Origin of the sequence: Wohlfahrtiimonas sp. G9077 (genome assembly GCF_002252155.1) — a bacterium.
In the GTDB taxonomy this organism is placed as follows: domain Bacteria; phylum Pseudomonadota; class Gammaproteobacteria; order Cardiobacteriales; family Wohlfahrtiimonadaceae; genus Wohlfahrtiimonas.
Genome location: NZ_NEFD01000004.1, coordinates 138,889 through 162,511, shown reverse-complemented (window position 1 = coordinate 162,511; position 23,623 = coordinate 138,889). Strand labels below are relative to the sequence as shown.

At 44.6% G+C, this 23,623-nt stretch carries 18 protein-coding genes; 9 read left to right on the top strand and 9 right to left on the bottom strand.

The window, feature by feature from the left end; all coding sequences use genetic code 11:
• The first annotated feature begins 88 nt into the window (after window positions 1–88).
• The 4 genes from B9T20_RS06980 to rpsT all read left to right on the top strand — a co-directional run bounded on the left by B9T20_RS06980 (window position 89) and on the right by rpsT (window position 3,096).
• Window positions 89–1,105 (top strand): methionine ABC transporter ATP-binding protein, encoded by a 1,017-nt coding sequence (locus tag B9T20_RS06980; RefSeq protein ID WP_094490396.1) that lies wholly within the window; start codon window positions 89–91, stop codon window positions 1,103–1,105.
• Between the two features lie 3 nt (window positions 1,106–1,108).
• On the top strand, window positions 1,109–1,846 hold the full coding sequence (locus tag B9T20_RS06975) for a methionine ABC transporter permease (RefSeq protein ID WP_094490395.1): 738 nt from the start codon (window positions 1,109–1,111) through the stop codon (window positions 1,844–1,846).
• 31 nt (window positions 1,847–1,877) lie between these two features.
• Complete coding sequence (locus tag B9T20_RS06970) at window positions 1,878–2,651, top strand: MetQ/NlpA family ABC transporter substrate-binding protein (protein WP_018122612.1); 774 nt, start codon at window positions 1,878–1,880, stop codon at window positions 2,649–2,651.
• A 178-nt stretch (window positions 2,652–2,829) separates the two neighbouring features.
• Entirely contained in the window at window positions 2,830–3,096 is a 267-nt protein-coding gene (gene rpsT / locus B9T20_RS06965; protein ID WP_094490394.1) for a 30S ribosomal protein S20, read from the top strand.
• A 106-nt stretch (window positions 3,097–3,202) separates the two neighbouring features.
• On the opposite strand, the gene secA is transcribed toward rpsT, so the two are convergent.
• Both secA and proB read right to left on the bottom strand, forming a co-directional pair.
• The gene (secA, locus tag B9T20_RS06960) at window positions 3,203–5,953 is read right to left on the bottom strand and encodes a preprotein translocase subunit SecA (RefSeq protein ID WP_094490393.1); all 2,751 of its coding nucleotides are present in this window, start codon (window positions 5,951–5,953) and stop codon (window positions 3,203–3,205) included.
• Window positions 5,954–6,020: 67 nt separating this feature from the next.
• Window positions 6,021–7,130 (bottom strand): glutamate 5-kinase, encoded by a 1,110-nt coding sequence (gene proB / locus B9T20_RS06955; RefSeq protein WP_094490392.1) that lies wholly within the window; start codon window positions 7,128–7,130, stop codon window positions 6,021–6,023.
• 108 nt (window positions 7,131–7,238) lie between these two features.
• Between proB and leuC the strand changes: the two genes are divergently transcribed.
• The 3 genes from leuC to alaS are packed head-to-tail and all read left to right on the top strand — an operon-like array spanning window position 7,239 to window position 11,948.
• Window positions 7,239–8,639 carry a 3-isopropylmalate dehydratase large subunit gene (gene leuC / locus B9T20_RS06950; protein ID WP_094490391.1) on the top strand — a complete coding sequence of 467 codons (1,401 nt, stop codon included), beginning with the start codon at window positions 7,239–7,241 and terminating at the stop codon, window positions 8,637–8,639.
• A 9-nt stretch (window positions 8,640–8,648) separates the two neighbouring features.
• Window positions 8,649–9,314 (top strand): 3-isopropylmalate dehydratase small subunit, encoded by a 666-nt coding sequence (leuD, locus tag B9T20_RS06945; protein WP_063455624.1) that lies wholly within the window; start codon window positions 8,649–8,651, stop codon window positions 9,312–9,314.
• A gap of 21 nt (window positions 9,315–9,335) precedes the next feature.
• Window positions 9,336–11,948, top strand: coding sequence for an alanine--tRNA ligase (alaS, locus tag B9T20_RS06940; RefSeq protein WP_369907466.1), 2,613 nt, complete (start codon window positions 9,336–9,338; stop codon window positions 11,946–11,948).
• Between the two features lie 59 nt (window positions 11,949–12,007).
• Here the strand turns inward: alaS and B9T20_RS06935 are convergent, their stop codons facing one another.
• Complete coding sequence (locus B9T20_RS06935; RefSeq protein ID WP_369907465.1) at window positions 12,008–13,078, bottom strand: zinc-dependent alcohol dehydrogenase family protein; 1,071 nt, start codon at window positions 13,076–13,078, stop codon at window positions 12,008–12,010.
• 300 nt (window positions 13,079–13,378) lie between these two features.
• Between B9T20_RS06935 and B9T20_RS06930 the strand changes: the two genes are divergently transcribed.
• On the top strand, window positions 13,379–15,406 hold the full coding sequence (locus B9T20_RS06930; RefSeq protein ID WP_094490388.1) for a TonB-dependent receptor domain-containing protein: 2,028 nt from the start codon (window positions 13,379–13,381) through the stop codon (window positions 15,404–15,406).
• A gap of 71 nt (window positions 15,407–15,477) precedes the next feature.
• Here the strand turns inward: B9T20_RS06930 and B9T20_RS06925 are convergent, their stop codons facing one another.
• The 6 genes from B9T20_RS06925 to rpoH form a co-directional block, all read right to left on the bottom strand.
• A complete protein-coding gene (locus tag B9T20_RS06925; protein WP_094490387.1) occupies window positions 15,478–15,993 on the bottom strand; it encodes a PAS domain-containing protein in 516 nt (171 codons plus the stop codon).
• A gap of 108 nt (window positions 15,994–16,101) precedes the next feature.
• Window positions 16,102–16,662, bottom strand: coding sequence for an L-threonylcarbamoyladenylate synthase (locus B9T20_RS06920; protein ID WP_094490386.1), 561 nt, complete (start codon window positions 16,660–16,662; stop codon window positions 16,102–16,104).
• Window positions 16,663–16,665: 3 nt separating this feature from the next.
• Entirely contained in the window at window positions 16,666–18,132 is a 1,467-nt protein-coding gene (locus tag B9T20_RS06915) for an inorganic phosphate transporter (protein ID WP_063504189.1), read from the bottom strand.
• 56 nt (window positions 18,133–18,188) lie between these two features.
• Window positions 18,189–19,526: a glutathione-disulfide reductase gene (gene gorA / locus B9T20_RS06910; protein WP_094490385.1), complete on the bottom strand. Its 1,338-nt coding sequence runs from the start codon at window positions 19,524–19,526 to the stop codon at window positions 18,189–18,191.
• A 9-nt stretch (window positions 19,527–19,535) separates the two neighbouring features.
• Entirely contained in the window at window positions 19,536–20,138 is a 603-nt protein-coding gene (locus B9T20_RS06905; protein ID WP_094490384.1) for a BON domain-containing protein, read from the bottom strand.
• A 13-nt stretch (window positions 20,139–20,151) separates the two neighbouring features.
• Complete coding sequence (gene rpoH / locus B9T20_RS06900; protein WP_094490383.1) at window positions 20,152–21,018, bottom strand: RNA polymerase sigma factor RpoH; 867 nt, start codon at window positions 21,016–21,018, stop codon at window positions 20,152–20,154.
• A gap of 191 nt (window positions 21,019–21,209) precedes the next feature.
• On the opposite strand from rpoH, the gene B9T20_RS06895 reads away from it, so the two are divergent.
• The gene (locus B9T20_RS06895; RefSeq protein WP_094490382.1) at window positions 21,210–23,531 is read left to right on the top strand and encodes an NADP-dependent malic enzyme; all 2,322 of its coding nucleotides are present in this window, start codon (window positions 21,210–21,212) and stop codon (window positions 23,529–23,531) included.
• Window positions 23,532–23,623 lie beyond the last annotated feature (92 nt).

Sequence of the window (23,623 nt, the reverse complement as noted above, 5' to 3'; positions counted from 1 at the left end):
TATTGCCTGAAAATCGTCTCATCTTCAAATTAATGCCGTATTATGCTAGATTGTGCGGTATCTTTTTAGACTGTAGATGATTCTATCCGTGATCACATTAGACCATATTTCAAAATCCTATCCGACTGCGAAAGGCAACATCACTGCCCTCTCAGACATCTCTTTGACCATTGAAGCCGGCGAAATCTTCGGTGTCATCGGGCACTCTGGCGCCGGCAAAAGTACGTTGATTCGCTGCCTTAATTTATTGGAAAAACCTTCAAGTGGCCACGTCATTTTAGATCAAGTGGATTTAACCACCTTAAGCAAACGCGAGTTAATGCATGAGCGCCGCAAAATCGGCATGATTTTCCAGCACTTTAACCTCTTCTCCAGCCAAACCATTTTTGACAACATTGCCTTCCCTCTTCGCTTAGAGAAGATGTCAAAATCGGAGATCACCGCCCGCGTCAATGAATTACTAGAATTGGTGGGTTTAACAGAACATGCCAAAAAATACCCCGCCCAACTCTCTGGCGGACAAAAACAGCGCGTAGGGATCGCTAGAGCCCTCGCTAACAAGCCAAAAGTATTATTGTGTGATGAAGCGACATCTGCCCTTGATCCACAAACCACACAGTCCATTTTGGAGCTCCTGCGTGAAATTAATCAAAAGCTTGGTTTAACGATTGTGCTCATCACCCATGAAATGGAAGTAATCCGTAAAATCTGCCATAAAGTGGGCGTCATTCATGCCAGTCAAATTGTGGAATGTGGCCCTGTTGAAGAGGTATTTTTAAATCCTCAACACGAAGTGACCAAAGAGTTTATTTTAGACAATAGTCATTATGCTGAGCTTAAAGTTCATTTGAAAAACAGCCCAATGAAAGGGGCAAACCTTTATCAAATCACTTATTCCGGGGAAGATTCCTATCACCCTCATTTAAGTGACATCATCAAATCCACCGGCGTGCATTTCTCAATCCTGTCTGGCAACATCAGCTACATTCGTGATTTGCCGTATGGTCAATTGCTCGTTGCCTTAAATGGTAGCGCCGAGGTTCAGCAACGCGCCTTAGAAGAATTTGCAGCGAAAAACATTCATACATTAGCGGTCACTTTATAAACTATGTCAAATCTCATCGAAACCTCTCTGTACACAGATTTCAAAGTATGGGCAGCGAATGCTCTTCAAGAATTCATCACGCCCTATTTTCCTAAAGTGAAAGTGAGCATGCTCTGGGAAGGCACCGAAGCCACCTTGCAAATGCTTTCCGCATCTTGGGCATTGACCACCATTTTTGGCATCATGCTTGGGGTGATTTTATACCTCACAAGCCCAAAACAACTCATGCAAAATCGTGTGGTGTATCCGATTTTATCGATTTTCACCAATATTTTGCGCTCCATTCCCTTTTTGATTCTGATCATTTATCTATTGCCCTATACAAAAAATATTGTGGGCACTTCCTTTGGCGTTAAAGGCGCAATTGTGCCCTTGACCATTGGTGCGATTCCATTTTTTGCCAAACTTGTAGAAACATCTCTGCGTGAAGTGGATCGAGGCATCATAGAGGCTGCTGTCAGTATGGGCACACCAATGCACAAGATTATCTTCTCGATCTTATTGCGTGAAGCTCGCCCAAGCTTAATTGCAGGCGCCACTATTACAGGGATTCTCCTCCTCTCCTTTACCGCAATGGCAGGCGTGGTTGGTGCAGGCGGCCTTGGCGATTTGGCCACACGTTTTGGCTTCCACCGCAATCAACCTGAAATTACAAATTTTGTGATTGTAATTATCATTATTATCGCGCAAACTATTCAATTAGTGGGCGATACATTCATGCGTCGTCTCACACGAAAATAACAATGACCATCCAATATTTAGGAGTTTATTCATGAAGAAATTTGCAACAGCGCTTCTCATTTCTGCATTGCCATTTTTTGCCAATGCCAATGAAACCATCAAAGTGGCAGCATCTCCTGTGCCACATGCTGAAATTTTAGAACACGCACAAACACTTGCCCCTAAAGATTTCAACATTGACGTGGTTGTGGTGACCGATTATGTGTTGCCAAACATCATGCTCAACGAAGGTGAAGTCGATGCAAACTTCATGCAACATCAACCCTATTTAGATGAATTTAACAAAGCCAATGACATGACATTGGTGTCTGTGGGCGGCGTGCATTTAGAACCATTGGGTGGCTATTCTAAAAAGATCAAAGATGTGAAAGACTTACCACAAAACGGTAAAGTGGCCATTCCAAATGACCCCACCAATGGTGGCCGTGCATTGATTTTATTGCACAACAATGGCGTGATCACATTGACAGATCCAACGAACATTTTGGCCACAATTCAAGACATCAAAGAGAATCCTAAAAACCTCTCATTTGTAGAACTTGAAGCACCCATGCTTGCACGCACCATCGATGAAGTGGATTTAGCCCTCATCAACACAAACTTTGCATTAGATGCAGATTTAAATCCTGTGAAAGATGCATTGATCATTGAAGACAAAAACTCACCTTACGTAAACATCGTTGTGGTCAAAGATGGCAACAATGAGAAAGAAAATGTGAAAGAACTCATGAAAATCCTTCACTCTGATGAGATGAAACAATTCATCGAAACAAAATATGAAGGCAGCATTTTACCTGCATTCTAATTTTGCAGGATATGCGCTATAATGATTCACAATAAGAGAGCTGCTCGCAGCTCTTTTTTTTCATTAAGCCGCGTTGTCCGCTGTTTTAATCCGAAGCATGATTGACTTTTGTGTGGAAAAACAAGATAATGTTGCGTCTTATATTGTTTAAACTATTGGTTATATTTGGAGAATACCTTTGGCAAACTCAGCTCAAGCAAGAAAACGCGTACGCCAAGCGGAAAAAAGCCGTTTAGCAAATGCTTCATATCGTTCAATGACTCGTACTTATGTTAAGAAAGTATTGAAAGCGATCCAAGAAAACAACGTCACTGCTGCTCAAGATGCATTGAAAAAAGCACAAGGCGTTTTAGATCGCGCTTCTAACAAAGGCTTATTTCATAAGAAAACAACTGCTCGTTTAGTGAGCCGTTTGAACGCACGAATCAAAGCAATCGCTGCTTAATTCAAAATGCATTCAAAAGCCCTTTTTCAAGGGCTTTTTTATTGCCTCAATTTTATCCGCCCATAAAAAATCCCGCCAATGCGGGACTTTTTAAACCTTTACAAACTTAGATTTTACCGTGGCAATGCTTATATTTTTTACCAGAGCCGCACGGACATTCATCATTACGACCCACAGCGCTAAAGTCTAAGCCCAATGCATCCATCACATTATTTTGCTCTGGCGCTTGAACCTCATTAGAAACACCAGCATCACTGAATGAGCGTTGCATCAATACTTCTGTTTCTTCATCGGTATTTTTCAATGCTTCAATCGCTTTGGCATCCTCTTCCGTCACTTTTGGCAATTCAATCGTTAAACGACTTAAGAAGCCAATGGTTTCATAATAGATGCGATCTAACATCATCTCAAACATTTCAAAAGCTTCGCGTTTATACTCTTGCTCAGGACGTTTTTGTGCATACGCACGCAATTGAATGCCTTGACGCAAATAATCCATCGCCGCTAAATGATCTTTCCAGTTGCGATCTAAAAGTTGCAACAATACATTTTTCTCAAAGGCTTTGAAGTTTTCTTGATCCACAATGGAGATTTCTTCGCCAGTATCGGGCAATGTGATGTATTGCTTATTGCGATATGCTTTTTGGTTCATCTCAATTAAGCGTGCAACCACGCCTTCATACTCAAGGGTATCATCCTCTTTGAGCCAATCTTCAAGCTTCACATCCATCATAAAGTCACGAGACAATTTCGCCTCTAAACCTTCCATATCCCATTGCTCAGGGAAGGATTGTGGTGGAATGTGTTTCGCAACCAATTCACGGAACACAGTTTCACGAATCGCATCAATGGCCGGACCCACATCCGATGCCGCTAAAATGTCATCACGCTGTTGATAGATCACTTTACGCTGATCATTGGCCACGTTGTCATATTGCAATAAGTTCTTACGAATCTCAAAGTTATGACCTTCCACTTTACGCTGAGCATTTTCAATTGAACGACTGATCCATTTATGTTCAAGCGGAATGCCATCGCCCATGCCAAGCTTTTTCATCATGTTGTATGCTGAAGGCGAGGTGAAGATGCGCATCAAGTTATCTTCTAACGACAAATAGAAGCGTGATGAACCCACATCCCCTTGACGACCGGCACGGCCACGCAACTGATTGTCGATGCGGCGTGATTCATGACGCTCTGTCCCGATGATGTGTAAACCACCTTTTGCCAAGACATCATCATGGCGTTTTTGCCATTCAGCTTTCATGGCAGCGCGCTCTGCGGCTGTGGCATCCGGATAGGCTTCCATTTCCATCTCAAAGTTACCGCCAAGCACGATGTCCGTACCGCGGCCGGCCATATTTGTGGCAATCGTCACGGCGCCAGGTTTACCGGCAGCACCCACAATATACGCTTCACGTTCATGCTGTTTTGCATTCAAAACTTCATGATGAATGCCACGCGCCTTGAGCATCTCTGCCAACAATTCAGACACTTCAACAGATGCTGTGCCCACTAAAACCGGTTGCCCTGCTTCGCGGCATGCTTCGATGTCTTTAATGATGGCTTCATATTTTTCGCGCTGCGTTAAGAAGATCAAATCCCCATAATCTTTACGCTGAATGGCTTTATTCGTTGGAATCACCACCACTTCTAAGCCATAAATTTCTAAAAGCTCAGGCGCTTCTGTATCGGCGGTTCCCGTCATCCCGGACAATTTTTTATAAATTCTAAATAAATTCTGGAACGTGATGGATGCCAATGTTTGGTTTTCAGGTTTGATCGGCACGCCCTCTTTCGCTTCAATGGCTTGATGTAAACCATCTGACCAGCGACGTCCTGCCAATGTACGGCCTGTGTGCTCATCGACAATGATGATTTCATTGTTTTTAATCAAATACTCCACATCACGGCGGAATAAATGATGCGCACGCAAGCAGCTGTCTAAATGATGATACAATTTTAAGTTATTGGCATCATATAAGCTTTCACCCGCTTTGAGTAAACCAGCTTCCACCAATAAATTTTCAGCATGTTCATGGCCCACTTCTGTCAATAACACTTGGCGATCTTTTTCATTGATCGTAAAGTCATTGTCGCCATTGGCATCGGCTTTTTTCAAATAAGGCACGATCTCATTGATGGCTTTGTATAAATCTTCCGAACCTTCCGCAGGGCCTGAAATGATGAGTGGCGTTCTTGCTTCATCGATCAAGATGGAATCCACCTCATCGATCACCGCAAAGTTCAATGGACGCTGTACTTTATGTTCAGGATCAAAGCTCATGTTATCGCGAAGGTAATCAAAGCCGATTTCATTGTTCGTACAATAAGTAATGTCGGCTTCATAGGCTGATTTTTTCTCATCTGGCGCCTGATCGGACACCACAACGCCCACACTTAAACCCATCCAACGATAAAGCTTACCCATCCAGGCGGCGTCACGCTTTGCTAAGTAATCATTGACCGTCACAACGTGCACGCCCTTGCCTTCTAATGCATTTAAATACACAGCAAGGGTTGCCACCAATGTTTTACCTTCACCGGTGCGCATTTCAGCGATTTTGCCTTGATGCAATACAATCCCGCCGATCATTTGCACATCATAATGGCGCATGCCCATCACGCGGCTACTCGCTTCACGCAAAGTTGCAAACGCCTCAGGCAAGAGCTTATTTAAAGACTCGCCATTTTGAATGCGTTCACGAAACTTGATGGTTTGTTGTTGTAACTCTTCATCCGTCATCGCTTGCATTGTCGGCTCAAGCGCATTGATTACTTTAACAGTCTTCTGAGCCTCTTTTACCAAGCGATCATTTCGGGTTCCAAAAATCTTTTTTGCAATCGCACCAAACATGGCTGTCCTTCTAATAATAAATATGAATTAACGGGGCATTTTAACGTATTTTGACGTCAAAAAGAACTTATTGATGGGATACCCAATTGTTTCTATGAATAATCTCTTCAGAAATCACATAACCCAGTTTATTAATGATGTCACTTGAAGGCGTTTTCAAGAGCTTTTGTACCTCTTGTGAATGATAGGTGCATAAACCGCGCCCAAGCTCTTCGCCGGCTTCATTTAAACATGCAATGATGTCGCCGCGTTGAAATTCACCATTGACGGCAATGACGCCAATCGGTAACAAACTTTTCTTATGCGCCATCAGGGCTTGCTCTGCCCCTTTGTCCACCACAACGCTGCCAAGCACATGGGCTTGATTGAGAATCCAACGTTTTTTCGCCGCCATTGTTGTATCTTCTGGCTCAAATTGCGTGCCGATCTCTTCATGATTGGCCACGCGCAACAAGCCATTGTCCGCTTTACCATACACAATGTACGTTTGTGTGCCGCTCGTGGCCGCTTTTTGCGCCGCCTTCACTTTCGTGTACATGCCGCCTTTGCCTAAACTACCGCCTTCTGGGCTGGCCATTTCCAGTAAAGATGGGTCCATCGCGCGCACATGATGCAGCAATTGGGCATCGCTGTTTTTACGTGGATCTTTATTATATAAACCTTGTTGATCTGTCAAAATGATGTAAGTATCGGCTTCAATGAGGTTGGCCACCAAAGCGCCGAGCGTATCATTATCCCCGATGCAAAACTCATCGTATGACACTGTATCATTCTCATTGATGATCGGCACCACATTGTGATGAATCAAAGCATTGAGCGTGGCACGAATGTTTAAATAACGCGTGCGATCCAGTGCATCTTCATGGGTCAATAAGACTTGGGCGGCTGTCAATTGATGCTTTTGCAAAGCCATTTGCCAAGCTTCCACCAATTTTGCTTGCCCAACGGCCGCTGCTGCCTGCAACTCACTTAATTCTGTCGGCCTTGATGTCCAGCCTAATCGTTTCATCCCTGCGGCAACCGCCCCTGATGAAACCACCACAATTTGATAACCTTTTGCCTGTAATTGTGCAATTTGTGATGCATAATCATCGAGCAAAGAATAGTCAATTCCCACACCGCCATTGGTGATCATGGCGCTGCCAATTTTAATTACCCAAAGAGTTTCTTTTTCCATACAATTCATATTATGATGTCTAGTTCGTGGCAAATTAATTTGCATAAAAAGATAAGATTTGTGACGAGATTATCATAGCAGGATGTTTAATTTTAGGGGAGTTTTAAAATGGCCAAAACGCTTTACGATAAGTTATGGGACGCCCACGTTGTGCGCACAGAAGAAGATGGCACCGCTTTATTGTACATTGATCGACACATCATCCATGAAGTCACCAGTCCTCAAGCATTTGAAGGACTGCGACTGGCAGGACGCGACCTTTGGCGTAAAAACTCCATCATTGCAACACCTGATCACAATACGCCAACCACACCAGGCTTTACAACCATTGATGATCCCATCTCTAAATTGCAGGTGGATACATTGGATCAAAATGCACGCGCAGCCGGCGTGACCTATTTCCCTGTTGGCGACATTCGCCGCGGCATTGTGCACGTTGTGGGACCTGAGCAAGGTGCAACGCTCCCCGGCATGACAGTTGTGTGCGGGGATTCTCACACGGCAACTCATGGCGCCTTTGGTGCCCTTGCCTTTGGCATTGGCACAAGCGAAGTGGAACATGTCATGGCAACATGCTGCCTTGTGCAAAAAAAATCTAAAGCCATGAACATCATTGTCGAAGGTCAATTGCAAGCGGGCGTGACGGCAAAAGACATTGTGCTTGCCATCATCCGTGAAATTGGCACCTCAGGCGGCACAGGTTACGCCATTGAGTTTTCAGGTTCTGCCATCCGAAGTCTATCGATGGAAGGGCGCATGACCATTTGTAACATGGCCATTGAAGCCGGCGCCCGTGTTGGGATGGTTGCTGTGGATGACACCACATTAGAATTTGTGAAAGATCGTCCGCTCTCACCAAAAGGTGAGATGTGGGATCAAGCAGTGGCTTATTGGAATACCTTACATTCTGATGAAGGCGCGCAATTTGATCATGTAGTGCGTTTAAATGCCAACGAGATCAAACCACAAGTGAGCTGGGGCACGAGCCCTGAAATGGTCATTGCCATTGATGAGTGCATTCCTGATCCTGCCAAAGAGAGCGATCCTGTCAAGCGCTCAGGCATGGAAAAAGCTTTGGCCTACATGGATTTAACGGCCAACATGCCATTATCTGCCATTCCTTTAACCAAAGTATTCATTGGTTCTTGCACGAACTCACGCATTGAAGATCTGCGTGAAGCGGCGGCTGTGGCCAAAGGCAAAAAAGTGGCACCGAACATTTTACAAGCCATGATTGTGCCAGGCTCAGGCTTAGTCAAAGCACAAGCGGAAGCCGAAGGCTTAGATAAAATCTTCACGGAAGCGGGCTTTGAATGGCGAGAACCAGGTTGCTCTATGTGTTTAGCCATGAATAATGATCGCTTAAATCCTGGCGAACACTGCGCTTCGACCTCTAACCGCAACTTTGAAGGTCGTCAAGGTGCTGGCGGACGCACACATTTAGTGAGCCCTGCCATGGCAGCCGCTGCTGCAATTGCTGGCCATTTTGTTGATGTTCGTACGTTATAAGGAGATCCCATGAAACCATTCACCACTCATCAAGGCATTGCCGTTGCCATCGATCGCCCGAACATCGACACGGATGCCATCATCCCAAAACAATTTTTAAAATCCATCAAACGCTCAGGCTTTGGCGTGAATCTTTTTGATGAATGGCGCTATTTAGATGTTGGCGCCCCTGGCATGGATAACAGCACGCGCCCAATCAATCCTGATTTCTCACTCAATCAAGCCCGTTATCAAGGTGCCTCCATTTTAGTGGCCCGTGAAAACTTTGGCTGCGGCTCTTCTCGTGAGCATGCCGTTTGGGCATTGGATGATTACGGTTTTCGTGCCGTCATTGCGCCAAGTTATTCAGACATCTTTTTTAACAACTGTTTTAAAAATGGTGTGTTACCGATTGTGCTCTCGGCAGAAGATGTTGATATAATCATTGAACTGATTCATCAGCATGAAGGCTTAGAGATCATCATTGATCTGCCAAGCCAGCAACTCATTTGTCAACTCGACGGGAAAGGATTACACTCACCGTTCACTTTTGATGTGGATGCATTCCGTAAATATTGCTTGCTCAATGGTTTTGACGACATTGGTCTGACCCTTCAACACACAGATGACATCAAAGCTTATGAAGAGCGCATGAAACAAAAAACCCCTTGGGTCTTTATGGATCACGCTCTGTAACTTTTAATTAAACCTTTGTATATTTTTATGAAAACTACTGAAATACGCCGAAAATTTTTAGACTTCTTTGCTTCAAAAGGGCACACAGAAGTCGCTTCAAGTTCATTGGTTCCGCATAATGACCCAACGTTGCTCTTTACAAACGCAGGGATGAACCAGTTTAAAGACCTATTTTTAGGCTTAGAAAAGCGCGATTATGTGCGTGCAACCACTTCACAACGCTGCGTGCGTGCCGGTGGTAAACACAACGACTTAGAAAACGTGGGCTTTACTGCGCGCCATCATACATTTTTCGAAATGTTGGGGAACTTCAGTTTCGGCGATTATTTCAAGAAAGATGCCATTAACTTTGCGTGGGAATTGCTCACGCAAGTGTATGGTTTTCCGGCTGAAAAATTAACCGTCACTGTATTCCATAACGATGATGAAGCCTATGACATCTGGAAAGATGAAATTGGCGTGCCTGCTGAGCGCATCATCCGCATTGGCTTAAAAGAAGATGGCAGCTCAGATAACTTCTGGCAAATGGGTGATACAGGTCCATGTGGTCCATGTTCTGAAATTTTCTATGACCACGGTGATCATATTTGGGGCGGTCCTCCGGGATCTCCTGAAGAAGATGGCGACCGTTTCATCGAAATTTGGAACTTGGTGTTCATGCAATTTAACCGCGATGAAGCCGGTGTCTTGCATCCATTGCCAAAGCCTTCTGTAGATACAGGCATGGGCTTAGAGCGTTTATCTGCGGTATTGCAACATGTCAATGACAACTATGACATTGATCTATTCCAAACATTGATCAAAGCCGCTGCAACGGCAACGGGTTGCACAGATCTTAAACACAACTCATTAAAAGTCATCAGCGATCACATTCGCTCAGTGGCATTCTTAATTGCCGATGGCGTATTGCCTTCAAACGAAGGCCGTGGTTATGTGCTTCGCCGCATCATCCGCCGCGCTGTGCGTCATGGTTATAAATTGGGGCAAAAAGGTCTATTCTTCCATACATTGGCCAAAACTTTAGCCGATGTGATGGGCGATGCGTACCCTGAGTTGATCGAAAAACAAGCTCACATTGAAGCGGCCATCAAACAAGAAGAGATGCGCTTTGCTGAAACCCTTGAAAATGGTTTAAAACTGTTAGAAGCGGACATCAAAGCCCTCAATGGTGCCACAACCATTTCTGGTGAAACCATCTTCAAATTGTATGACACTTACGGCTTCCCGGTTGATTTAACCAATGACATTGCCCGTGAGCAACAATTGGCCCTCGATATGGATGGCTTTGAAGCGTGCATGGAAGAACAACGTGCCCGTGCTCGTGCAGCCAATCAATTCAGTGCAGAAAAAACTGTCGCCATTGATTTAACCAAACCCGTTGAATTTGTGGGTTATACAGAGAATCATTTAGACACTGTGATCCTAGAATTGGCCAAAGATGGCGAGTTGGTGGATGCATTATCTGAAGGTGATCACGGCATTGTGGTGCTTGAGCGCACGCCATTTTATGCAGAATCTGGTGGCCAAGTTGGTGACCATGGTGCGATCTCCATTGGTGACAATCTTTTCATCGTTGAAGATACCAAAAAACAAGGGGATGCCATTTTACACTTTGGTCACATGAGCCGCGGTTCATTGACAAAAGGCGCGACGGTCCATGCGAAAATTGATGAAAGCTATCGCAACGACATCCGTAAAAATCACTCCGCCACACATTTATTGCATCATGCATTACAGGCTGTTTTAGGTGATCACGTTGAGCAAAAAGGTTCAATGGTGACCTTTAACCGCTTACGCTTTGACTTCTCTCACAATGCAGCGATTCCATTGGATGTATTGCAAGCGATTGAATCTCATGTCAATGCAGCCATCATCGCCAATGAGCCTGTGGCCATTGAAGTGATGCCGATTGATGATGCTAAAGCTAAAGGTGCAATGGCACTCTTTGGTGAGAAATATGGCGACAATGTCCGTGTGGTTGAAATGGGTCATTCCATTGAGCTTTGCGGCGGTACACATGTGGCGCGCACAGGTGACATCGGTCCATTTAAGATTTTATATGAAACAGGCATTGCCTCTGGCGTTCGCCGCATTGAAGCCACTACAGGTTTACATGCGCTTTCCATTACGCAAGAATCTGAGCGTTTGATCGCCACATTGTCTGAGCTCTTTAAATCTACGCCAGAACAACTTGTGACCAAATCTGAGCAAACATTGGCAGATTTAAAAGCCTCTGATAAAGCATTGCAACAAGCGAAATCAAAATTGGCCTTAGCCTCAAGCGGTGAGTTATTGGCCAATGCTGAAGTGATCAATGATGTCAAAGTGATCATCGCCCATGTGCCAGAAGTTGAAACCAAAATGCTGCGTGAATTGGCAGACAAATTGCGTGATCAATCTCAAGGCATCGTGTTGTTAGGCTCTGCTGTGGATGGTAAAGCAACTTTGGTTGCCGCCATTGAGAAATCATTGACAGCCAAAGTGAAAGCGGGCGAATTTGTGAATGTTGCTGCTGCCATTGTTGGCGGTAAAGGCGGCGGTCGCCCTGATTCTGCCACAGCGGGCGGTCAGCATGGTGAAAAAGTAGACGACGCTTTAGCCGCGGCATCCACTTGGATCAAAGCACAGCTTTAATCCATCGTGCAATGAATAGTAAAAAAGCGGGCAATGCCCGCTTTTTTCATGACTGTCAATTAATAATTGATGATCACTTTCATCGCTTTTTCATCGGCTGCGTTTTTAAAGACTTGATACGCAAGCTCTAAATCATCGAATTTAAATTGGTGGGTGATCATTTTATCCAACGGCAATTTACCTGAACAACATGTTTTTAACAGCATGTCCGTTGTGTTTGCATTGACCAATCCTGTGGTGATGGTTAGGTTTTTGATCCACAATTTTTCAAGGGCGAAACTCACTGATTGACCATGGACGCCAACGTTGGCAATGTTGCCGCCCTCTTTCACCACATGTTGGCACACATCCCACGTTTCAGGAATGCCAACCGCTTCAATCGCACAATCAACGCCGCGTCCGCCAGTCTCTTTTAAAATGCGCGCAATGGGCTCTTCTTTTCCTGAATTGATCACCATCGTTGCACCCATATCGAGCGCCATGTCTAAACGGTTTTCATCCATATCCACCACAATGATTTCACTTGGGGAATAGAGTTGCGCGGTTAACAATGCCGCCATGCCAATGGGACCTGCGCCAACAATTGCGACTGTGTCACCGGGTTTAACATCACCATATTGCACGCCAATTTCATGGGATGTTGGCAATGCATCGGACAAAAGCACCGCCACATTTTCATCTAAGGCTTCTGGCAGATGATATAAGGATGTGTCCGCAAACGGCGTGCGCACATATTCAGCTTGCGTGCCATCGATCATATAACCCATGATCCAACCGCCACCATTTAAACAGTGAGCATAGAGCTGTTTTTGGCAATTTTCACAGGTGCCACAGCGGGAAACACATGAGATGATCACCTCATCACCCACTTTAAAATTTTTCACCGCACTGCCCACTGCTTCCACAATGCCAACGCCTTCGTGACCTAAAATGCGGCCATTGAATGCGCCAGTTTTCTCTTTAGCCGTGGATGCAATTTCTGGATTTTTACCTTTAATAATGCCCAAATCTGTGCCGCAGATGGTGGTTGTGATTAACCGAATGATGGCATCGGTGGGCTCGATAATCTCAGGTTTTGGGCGTTCTTCAAATCGCACATCATCTTTACCGTAATACACCATCGCTTTCATTGTGTTTGTCATGACTAATCCTCCTATTTTTAGATTAATTGACTGACATGAGTCTTGTGGTTCTTCAGGATGAATCGATTGCATGACCACTAGAATTAGCACAATTTTCAGTCAGTTTCAAATTTATTATTTGAATCTTATCTTTGTAGATTACTTGTAATTCAGACATTTAAATAATAATTACCAAAAGCTAATGATTATTGTTTACAAAAGTAAACCTTTATTCATTTGACTATTACTTCTATTTGATAATAATTATCATTCAAATATGAAAACAATGTTATCAATCAAAGGATCATTATGCCCACATTTAACCCGCGCAAAAGCTTAATGGCATGCGCTGTCATTGCTGTTCTCTCCCCTGCTGCTGCACAAGTGAACGAAACTTTAGATGATTTAAACAATTACTCTGATGAGACTTCTATCATTGACCTCTCAAAAGTGGTGGTTACTGCCGGTGGTTTTAGCCAAGAAGTGAAAAGTGCACCAGCCTCCATCTCTTTGGTGTCTAAAGAAGCCTTAGACAATGCACCCTTTCGTGATGTGACTGATGCCATTAAAGATGTACCGGGCGTTGTCATCACAGGTGGCGGCGCGAGCCAAGACATCAGCATTCGCGGCATGGCACCACAATACACATTGATGATGGTGGATGGTAAACGTCAAAATTCCCGCGGATCTCGCCCAAACAGCGATGGCTCTGGCATTGAGCAAGGTTGGATTCCACCCTTAGCCGCCATCGAGCGCGTTGAAGTGGTGCGCGGCCCAATGTCTTCTCGTTATGGTTCAGATGCCATGGGCGGCGTTGTGAATGTCATCACCAAGAAAATCACCGATCAGTGGATGGGCAATGTGCGCGCCGATTACACGGTGCAACACAACTCTGACCAAGGCAATTATGGCAACACAGAATTTTATTTAAATGGCCCGCTCATTAAAGAGACGTTAGGTTTGCAAGTGTATGGCAAATACAGCCATCGTAAAGAGGACAAACACCTTGAAGAGACCCCCGGACGTGATTTGACCAACATTGGCGGTAAACTCACAATCGTACCTGTTAAAGGTCAAACCTTTGAGCTTGAAGCAGCCACAAGCACACAAAAGCGCATTTATCATGTGGGCAAAACCTTAGCGGAAGGTTATGAGAATAAAAAAACCGGTCAATGGATCAAAAACGAAGATAAAACAGAAAAATATACCCGTGATAACTTTTCCGTACGTTATTTAGGTGAGTTTGACAATGGCATCACCAGTGATTTGTTGATTGCCCATGAGAAAAATAACAACACCACGCGTAAAATGATCGTAAAAAATACGGAAGTCACCGGCAATGTGATCATTCCGATCGCCACACATACTGTGACGGTTGGCGCGCAATATCGCGATGAAAAACTCACAGATAGTAACAACCAATTGAAAAAATCCGTCAATAACATCTCCCGCAAAAGCTATGCCATTTTTGTGGAAGATGAATGGTGGATTTTAGATAACTTTGCCCTAACCGCAGGCGTGCGTTATGAGCATGATGAAAACTATGGCGGCGAAGTGACACCACGTTTATATGCAGTATGGAACATTGATGATGCTTGGACATTAAAAGGCGGCATCTCTTCTGGTTATCGCACGCCAAACATTCGTCAAGCGGTGGCCGATTGGGGTCATGGCACCGGCGGCCCTGGCGGCAATGGCGTGATTTTGGGCAATCCTGATCTTAAACCTGAGAAATCTTTAAACTATGAAGTGAGCTTAAACTTCTCACCAAATGATCAATTAAGCTTAGATGCCACAGTGTTCTACACTAAATTTAAAGACAAAATCCAAGAAATCACCGTATGTAAAATTGGTGATGCGTGTGATTATGGCTTTAGATTCATCAACACCAACCAAAACGTAGACACCGCAAAACTCTATGGTGCAGAGCTTTCTGCACAGTGGTATCCGATGGATACTGTTAAATTATCCACCAGCTACACTTACAATAAAACTGAACAAACCAGTGGCATCCATAAAGGCAAACCGTTAAATCGCATTCCTAAGCATATCTTTAATCTCCATGCTGATTGGCAAATGACGGAAAAAGCCAACCTTTGGACACAAGTCAATTACCGTGGTAAAGAGATCGAAACCAGTGGCCGCAGCAAAAAAGGGATCGACTACGTTTATCCTGATTACACCACATGGGATCTTGGCGGATCTTACCAAGTGACGAAAGATGCCAGCGTCTTTGCCGGTGTCTATAACATCACCAATCAACGTGTGAACCAAGACACTTATGGTAAAAACCTAGATGGCCGCCGTTATTGGTTGGGTGTGAGCATCAACTTCTAAACATTCTTAGCCACAAAAAAGCCCAATGTGAATTGGGCTTTTTTTATGACTCTTGTTTAATGGGCTGTTGATTACTCTGCTGCCCACAATTTAGCAATGGTTTCCAAAGTTTGGTTCACCCCTTCTTGCGAAGGCTTACGGCGCACAGATGTGTACGCAATAATGTGACCATCATCATAGTTTGGGCTAGCGGTTGCATACACCCAATAATAACGACCATCTTTACGCAAATTCTTCACAAATCCACGCCAAGGCTGACCTGATTGCACGGTATCCCACAAATCTTTAAAGATTTCAGGCGGTACATCCGGATGACGCAAAATCGAATGTGGCGAGCCAATGAGCTCTTCTTCTGTCCATGCAGACATGTCCACAAATGCTTGGTTCGCATGCGTAATGATACCATCGGTATTGGTGCGCGAAACAATCAAGCGACCATCAGGATATGGAACCTCTTCATCCACCACATAAATGCGACGCGTCGACCCATCGTAATAGGTCAAAGTTTTCTCTTCATACGCCGTGACGCCTTCTGGCAAATCAGAGAGTTCCATATTCGGGGGAGTTTTATAATCTAAATTTGTCATTGTGCTTCCTTTATGGTTTTCCATCAATTCGAGCTATTATGCCGCACTCCATTGAATCATAAACCTAAAAGGTTTTATTTTCTGCACAATTTTGATGGGAATCAAAATTTAGACGCGGTAAACCTCGCCTGTCACCACATGCTGGATCTTGGTGGCTTGTGGCAAACCGCCCAATTTTCCATCCACCACACCAAAAATGAAGGGATGATCAAAGGCCAACGCATCATCTTCGGTTAAAATGGATGGCTCACCTTGAGCATTGGCACTTGTGGAAATGAGCGGTGCCCCCAATTTTTCACATAAAGCACGCGCTGTGTCATGTGTGGTTAAGCGCACAGCCAAATCATCAGAATCACCCGACAATTCAACGGGGCAATTTGCAGTTTTCGGCACAAGCCATGTGTGATGAAAGCCATAATCTAATGTTTTCATGCGTGCTTTTTGTTCATCTGTTAACGGAATGATCCAATCGCCTAAGCGAGATAAATCATCCACTAATACAATGAGCCCTTTGCTTAAGGGGCGCCCTTTGATGGCACAGATTTTCTTGGCCAATTCAACATTGCGCGCATCGCCGCCGATGCCATAAACGCCCTCTGTGGGGTAGACAATGATCTCTTGAGCGATCAATGCCGCAGCCCCTTCTTCAACTGTCAATAATTTGTTCATAATCTAGATAAATAAATGGTTACCAATGTAATACAGTCCAAAGGCTAAAATGATGGACACAGGCAATGTTAATACCCAAGCCATCAAAATGCTTCGAACTGTGGAGGCCTGTAGGCCAGACTTATTGGCCACCATTGTCCCTGCAACGGCACTTGATAGAATATGTGTCGTAGAAACAGGTAAACCAAAATAACTGGCAGATGCAATCGACACACCTGCGGTAATTTGAGCACTCATGCCTTGAGCATACGTCATCTCTTTTTTACCGATTTTACCGCCTACAGTATTCACAACACGGCGCCAGCCAATCATGGTGCCACAACCCAGTGCCACAGCCACCGCCAAAATCACCCAAATGGGTGCGTATTGTGTTGTTTTTGTTAAATCTTTGGAAATGCTCTTGTACGTTTGACGATCCGCACTTGATAACTCATCGGCATGCTCTAATTTTTTAGAGATGTTGCCAAGGCACAACACCTCATTGCGCACAGCCCAACGTTGATCTGTATCTAATTGACTGTAACTTGTGATGCCATTTAATAATCCCACCAATTTATCAGCATGTTTGACCATTTCTGAAGGCTCACAGCTGAACAATGTTTTCATCTCGTGCGTGGGTTTTGGGAAGATCTGCTCCATCACATCTTTGTTTTTGTCATATGATGTCACAATCAATTGCGCAGCCACTTTTGTTTGCTGAATGTCATAAACGTTTGAATTCATGTTCACCACAAATTGCGCTGGCACGATGCTAAAGAGCACAAGCATCACAAGGCCAATGCCTTTTTGACCATCGTTTTGACCATGGGCAAAGCTCATGCCCATTGCCGAACACACCAAGCAAAAGCGCGGCCAAAATGGCGGACGTTTTTTCTTCTCAATGTTATGGCGAATGTGCGGGGTTTTGTGAATGTTGCTTTTTGGCTTCCATTTTAACAATAGAATCATGAATAAGCCGGCAATCCCCGCTCCGATGATGGGTGAGAATAATAGTGAGAAAAAGACATCCCAAGCTTTGTGCCAGTTCACGCCTTCCACTAAAGAGCCATGCTCAATCAAAGCATTGGCCAAACCCACACCTAAAATGGAGCCAATCAAGGCGTGCGAGCTCGATGCCGGAATGCCAAAGAACCATGTGCCTAAGTTCCAAATGAGCGCCGCAATCAAGAGTGAAAAGATCATCACCAAACCTTTTGTGGAGTTTGCCGTTGCCAATAATTCCATCGGCAAGAGATTCACAATGGCATATGCCACGGCTAAGCCACCAAAGGCCACCCCTAAAAAGTTAAATATGCCCGATAAAAAAACCGCCATCCCTGGCTTCATGGATTTGGTGAAAATCACTGTAGCCACGGCATTGGCGGTATCATGGAATCCATTGACAAACTCAAAAGCTAACACCAGCCCAACGGACCCAATCAATATCGCGATTAACTGCCAATCAATCCCTGAGAAGAATTCTGCGAACATAAAAAAGCTCTTTTAACTACGAAAAGAGCTATTGTAATACAAAATGAATTTTAAGTTTAGCGCATTGTGACCAATTCTTCTGCGGAAGTTGGGTGAAGGGCCACTGTATCATCAAAATCTTGTTTCGTAGCACCCATACGCACCGCAACTGCAAAGCCTTGGAGCATTTCATCCACTTGTGGACCAAACAAATGCACGCCCACAACTTTTTCATTCTCGCCTGCCACAATGAGTTTCATGGCTGTTTTGACAGGATTTGGCGTAAAGCTTGAATACATCGATGTGAAAGATGTGGTGTAGCACTTAATGGCATCTTCACCATATTGGGCTTTGGCCTCTTTTTCCGTCATGCCCACAGTGCCAATCGGTGGATGAGAAAACACAATGCTCGCAATGTTCTCATACGGTAAGTATCTACCCTCTTTGCCACCATATAAACGATCCGCTAAACGGCGCGCTGCAGCAATGGCCACTGGCGTTAATGGGAATTTACCAGTGATGTCGCCTAAAGCAAATACGCCTTTGACATTTGTTTCTTGGAATTGATCTGTGGGAATCACGCCACCGGCTTCAACGGTGACAGAGGTATTTTCCAAACCAATATTATCGGTATTTAAATCACGGCCAATCGCCCAAATGACGGTATCTACTTCAATCGCGCCATGGTTTGAGATCACAGCAATGCCATTGTCTCTCTGCTCTAATGCTTCAATTGCTGAATTTGTGTGTAAATGAACGGTTTTTTCTAGTTCTAACTTCAATTCATCGGTCACAAAGTCATCAAAGCTGCGAAGCACATTGTCATGACGACAGAATAAATGAGATTCAGAGCCTAAACCATGCATCAACTGCGCAATTTCAACGGCAATATAACCGGCGCCAATCACTGCAATGCGTTTTGGTTGTGTTTCTAAGGCAAAGAAATCATCCGATGTGATGCCAAGCTCAGCGCCTTTCACATCCGATGGCACACGTGGACGACCGCCTGTTGAAATCACAATGTGATCGGCTGTGTATTGCTTGCCATCGACCTCAATGGTGTGATCATCCACAAATTTAGCGGCGCCTTCCACATAATCAATGCCCAAAGACTCAATGTAACCGCCGTACCACTGAGTGATGCCGTTGATGTAACCATCACGCTTTTCTTTCAAGGTTGCCCATGAAAAGCCTTTGTAAGCCACATCAAAACCATAACCTGTGGCATTGTGAATGGTGTCGGCCACGTGAGATGCATTCCACATGATCTTTTTAGGCACACAACCCACATTCACACATGTACCGCCCACAGTGCCTTTTTCAATCACTAAACATTTTGCGCCATAGCTTGCTGCGCGTTCCACAACGGAGATGCCGCCGGAACCGGCACCAAGGGCAATCACATCATATTTCATTCTCTATCCTTATCCTTTCTTTTCTAGGTAATACGTTTGGAATAATGGCACCACTTCAATCACGCCGGACACTTTGCGAGCGGCATCGATCACAGGTTGCATCTCTGTCGGTTTAAGTAAGCCCATTAAATAAACATAGCCACGCTCTGTCACCACTTTAACATTGCCCGCATAAAAATCAGGCGAGATGGTCAAAAGCGCAATTTCACCTTTGACTTTTGCAGTGATGAAGGTGTCTTCTGCGCGCTCAGCCATGGAAGAAGGCGGCGCAATCACAAGCTCATTGTACACTTCAACAACGCCTGGAATTTTTTTCACTTGCTCTTCAAGGGTAATGCCAATGTCACGGGTGTACACTTCACCTGCTAACAATACATGGCGATTATAACTCACCTTATTGATGTGGTTTTTAGAGCTGTATGGCAAATCACGAATGATGCCATCGATTTTAAATTCAATCTCTTGATCTTCAATGATCACAGAGTTTGCGCGCCGATCCGCCATAATCACGCCCGTTGTGCCAACTGTGCCAAATACTAAAGCTGGAGCACAACCTGAAAGGGGCAAAATCAATGCCCCAAAAACCAATGCTAAAATTTTTCGATAGCTCATACGCTCAATCCGATTATTCCACTAAAAACTTCTTCAATTTTGTCATCGCTTGCGCTTCGATTTGACGAATGCGCTCTGCGGAGACTGAATATTCTGCTGCCAATTCATGCAACGTCGGTTTTTTACTGTCATCCACTTCCATCCAACGGCGCTGAACAATGTCACGACTGCGATCATCTAAACTTGCCATCGCTTTTGTCAAAGCTTCTAGGCGACGATTGTCTGTGTCATCTTGTTCCACTTGCATCGATGGATCCATCTCTTCATCGGCCAACCATTCAGAGGGTGAATAATGCTCATTGTCATCATCACTGTTTGATAAGTCAAAGGAAACATCATTGGAAAACAGACGAGATTCCATGCGCTTGACTTCATCAACGCTCACATTGAGCTCATCGGCAATGGTTGCAGCCTCATTTTCATTGAGCCAGCCTAAACGCTCTTTAGAAGAACGTAAATTAAAAAAGAGTTTGCGTTGTGCTTTTGTGGTGGCCACTTTCACAATGCGCCAATTACGAATCACAAAATCATGGATTTCCGACTTGATCCAATGAACTGCAAAGGAGATCAAACGGACATTATATTTTGGGTCAAAGCGTTTGACCGCTTTCATTAAGCCCACATTGCCCTCTTGGACCAAATCCACTAAAGGTAAACCATAGCCGGCAAAGCCTTTGGCAATGTGTACAACAAATTTTAAATGGGCAATCACAAGCAACTGCGCCGCTTGGATGTCATTGTGTTCAATCAAACGGGTTGCAAGCTCGCGCTCTTCTTCTGCCGTTAAAGTTGGGATATCTGCAATGGCAGAGGTGTACGCGCTAAAATCATCACTGACTGCAGGTAATGAATTGGCTCTTAACACTAAGGATTTATTCATGTAAACCTCCCTAAAATTGATGGGACGATTATAACACAGATCATCGAGAACGATGTTGTGCTCGGCCTCTATTATATTTCTAATACTTTATATAGAATAGTCAATAATTACATTTTTTGGTAACATTAACCATTAAATTTTAGCATTTTCATGCGTAAATTTTACACAATTTAACACATTCTGGAGGAATCATGACAACCAACGATAAAGCACAAAAAGAGATAGAGTTTAGAAAGGCGGCGCTCAATTATCACCGCTTTCCTAAACCCGGCAAAGTGGCGGTTGTTCCCTCAAAACCCGTGAGTGACCAACGCGATCTATCCCTTGCTTACTCACCGGGTGTTGCTTACCCTTGTGAGGAGATTAAAGAAAATCCCTTAGCCGCCCTTGATTACACCGCAAAAGGTAATTTAGTGGCGGTTATTTCTAATGGTACTGCTGTTTTAGGCTTAGGCAACATCGGCGCCCTTGCCGGTAAACCTGTAATGGAGGGCAAAGGCGTTCTCTTTAAAAAATTTGCAGGCATTGATGTGTTTGACATTGAAGTGGATGAACAAGATCCACAAAAATTCATTGAAGCGGTGGCCAGTTTAGAACCCACGTTTGGCGGCATTAACTTAGAAGATATTAAAGCCCCTGAATGCTTTGAGATTGAAGCGGCATTAAAAGCGCGCATGAACATTCCTGTGTTCCATGATGATCAACACGGCACTGCCATCATCGTGGCCGCTGGCATTATGAATGCCTTAAAATTGGTGAATAAACCGATTGAATCAGTGCGCTTAGTGTGTAGCGGCGCCGGTGCTGCTGCCCTTGCCTGTTTAAACTTATTGGTCTCCCTTGGCCTTAAAAAAGAGAATATTTTGGTGTCTGACATCGACGGCATCATCAACACGCGCCGCCCTGAAGAGACTTTAAATCAATACAACAAAGTCTATCAACAAGAAACGCCCCACAACACCTTAGCCGATGCCATTTGTGATGCAGACATTTTCTTAGGTTTATCTGCCCCGCGCGTGTTAAAGCCTGAAATGGTTCAAACAATGGCACCAAACCCAATCATTTTTGCACTTGCTAATCCTGAGCCTGAAATTCGCCCTGAATTGGTGTTAGAGGTTCGCCCAGATGCCATCATGGCTACAGGTCGCTCAGATTATCCAAACCAAATCAATAACGTATTGTGCTTCCCCTTCTTATTCCGCGGCGCACTAGATTGTGGTGCCACAGAAATCAACGAAGCCATGAAAATTGCGTGCGTCAATGCCATTGCTCGCCTCGCACAGCAAAGTGCAAGCATCAACATGCCCCATTCTCGCAAAGGCATGACGGCAAAATTTGGTAAAGAGAGCATCATCCCAAAACCATTTGACTCACGCCTCATCATTGAGTTGCCAGTCGCTGTTGCCAAAGCTGCGATGGAGTCTGGCGTGGCTAAGCGCCCAATTGAGGATTTAAACGAATACCGCCAACATTTAACGTCGCTCGTGTATCGCTCATCGATGATCATGAAGCCTTTATTTGATGAAGCGAAACACAATTACCGCACCATTGCTTATGTGGAAGGTGAAGATGAGCGCGTATTGCGTGCCGCTGAAATCATCTTCAATGAGCAATTGGCCAATCCTGTGTTAGTGGGACGCGCAGAAGTGATTCAAGCAAAATTGGCGGATTTATCCATCACATTGCCCACCAAAGTGCTTGGCCGCGATGATACCATCAGCCGCACCAATCGCGATTATGTCCAAATCATCGATTACCGCGATCCACCACATTTAGCCGCATGCCATGAGGCATATTATGCCAAAATGTGCCGCAAAGGCTTAACCTCCGACTGGGCTTATCACCGCTTACAGATGCGCCCGAATGTTTTAAGCGGCATGTTGCTCGATCAAGGTTTCATTGATGGGATTGTGGCCGGCACATTGGGTCAATATCAAAATCATTTAGAGCACATTACCGATACGGTGGGCTTAAAAGATGCCAACCAAGCACCCTCCGCGGTGAGTTTATTGCTCTCCTCAGAAGGCCCGCTCTTTTTCACAGATACGCATGTCACCGTCAATCCATCGGCGGTGGAGCTCGCGAACATCACATTGGCTGCGACAAAAATTGTGGAGCGCTTTGGTTTAACGCCAAGCGTTGGATTGATTTCGCACTCAAACTTTGGTTCTGCGGATACAGAATTCTCTCGTAAAATGCGTGAAACGTTGGCCATTTTGCAAGAGAAAGCGCCAACCTTAGCCGTCGATGGCGAGATGCAGCCTGAACTTGCGCTCTTTAAACATCATCGTGATGAATATTTGCCCACCAATCGTTTAGCGAACAATGCTAACTTATTTGTGTTCAATAACATCGATTCTGCAAACGTGACGTACAACTTTGCCAAATCCATTACGCAAAGTGTTGTGGTGGCCCCGATTTTGACAGGCTTTGCCAAACCGGTACAGATTCTCACCAACATTGCCACAGTGCGCCGTGTGGTGAACATCACCGCCATTTGCGCCACTGAGTAATGGCTCAGAATCATCAGGATGTTCGCAAAATTAATCCTTTACAATCTCAATTAAAGTGGTTATTTTGCGAACTTGTTTAAATTTTTGGAAGA

Coding starts and splice junctions, on each gene's coding strand:
- B9T20_RS06975 (WP_094490395.1), top strand. CDS start 1,109: ATGTCAAATCTCATCGAAACCTCTCTGTACACAGATTTCAAAGTATGG.
- B9T20_RS06970 (WP_018122612.1), top strand. CDS start 1,878: ATGAAGAAATTTGCAACAGCGCTTCTCATTTCTGCATTGCCATTTTTT.
- secA (WP_094490393.1), bottom strand. CDS start 5,953: ATGTTTGGTGCGATTGCAAAAAAGATTTTTGGAACCCGAAATGATCGC.
- proB (WP_094490392.1), bottom strand. CDS start 7,130: ATGGAAAAAGAAACTCTTTGGGTAATTAAAATTGGCAGCGCCATGATC.
- leuC (WP_094490391.1), top strand. CDS start 7,239: ATGGCCAAAACGCTTTACGATAAGTTATGGGACGCCCACGTTGTGCGC.
- leuD (WP_063455624.1), top strand. CDS start 8,649: ATGAAACCATTCACCACTCATCAAGGCATTGCCGTTGCCATCGATCGC.
- B9T20_RS06935 (WP_369907465.1), bottom strand. CDS start 13,078: ATGAAAGCGATGGTGTATTACGGTAAAGATGATGTGCGATTTGAAGAA.
- B9T20_RS06930 (WP_094490388.1), top strand. CDS start 13,379: ATGCCCACATTTAACCCGCGCAAAAGCTTAATGGCATGCGCTGTCATT.
- B9T20_RS06925 (WP_094490387.1), bottom strand. CDS start 15,993: ATGACAAATTTAGATTATAAAACTCCCCCGAATATGGAACTCTCTGAT.
- B9T20_RS06920 (WP_094490386.1), bottom strand. CDS start 16,662: ATGAACAAATTATTGACAGTTGAAGAAGGGGCTGCGGCATTGATCGCT.
- B9T20_RS06915 (WP_063504189.1), bottom strand. CDS start 18,132: ATGTTCGCAGAATTCTTCTCAGGGATTGATTGGCAGTTAATCGCGATA.
- gorA (WP_094490385.1), bottom strand. CDS start 19,526: ATGAAATATGATGTGATTGCCCTTGGTGCCGGTTCCGGCGGCATCTCC.
- B9T20_RS06905 (WP_094490384.1), bottom strand. CDS start 20,138: ATGAGCTATCGAAAAATTTTAGCATTGGTTTTTGGGGCATTGATTTTG.
- rpoH (WP_094490383.1), bottom strand. CDS start 21,018: ATGAATAAATCCTTAGTGTTAAGAGCCAATTCATTACCTGCAGTCAGT.
- B9T20_RS06895 (WP_094490382.1), top strand. CDS start 21,210: ATGACAACCAACGATAAAGCACAAAAAGAGATAGAGTTTAGAAAGGCG.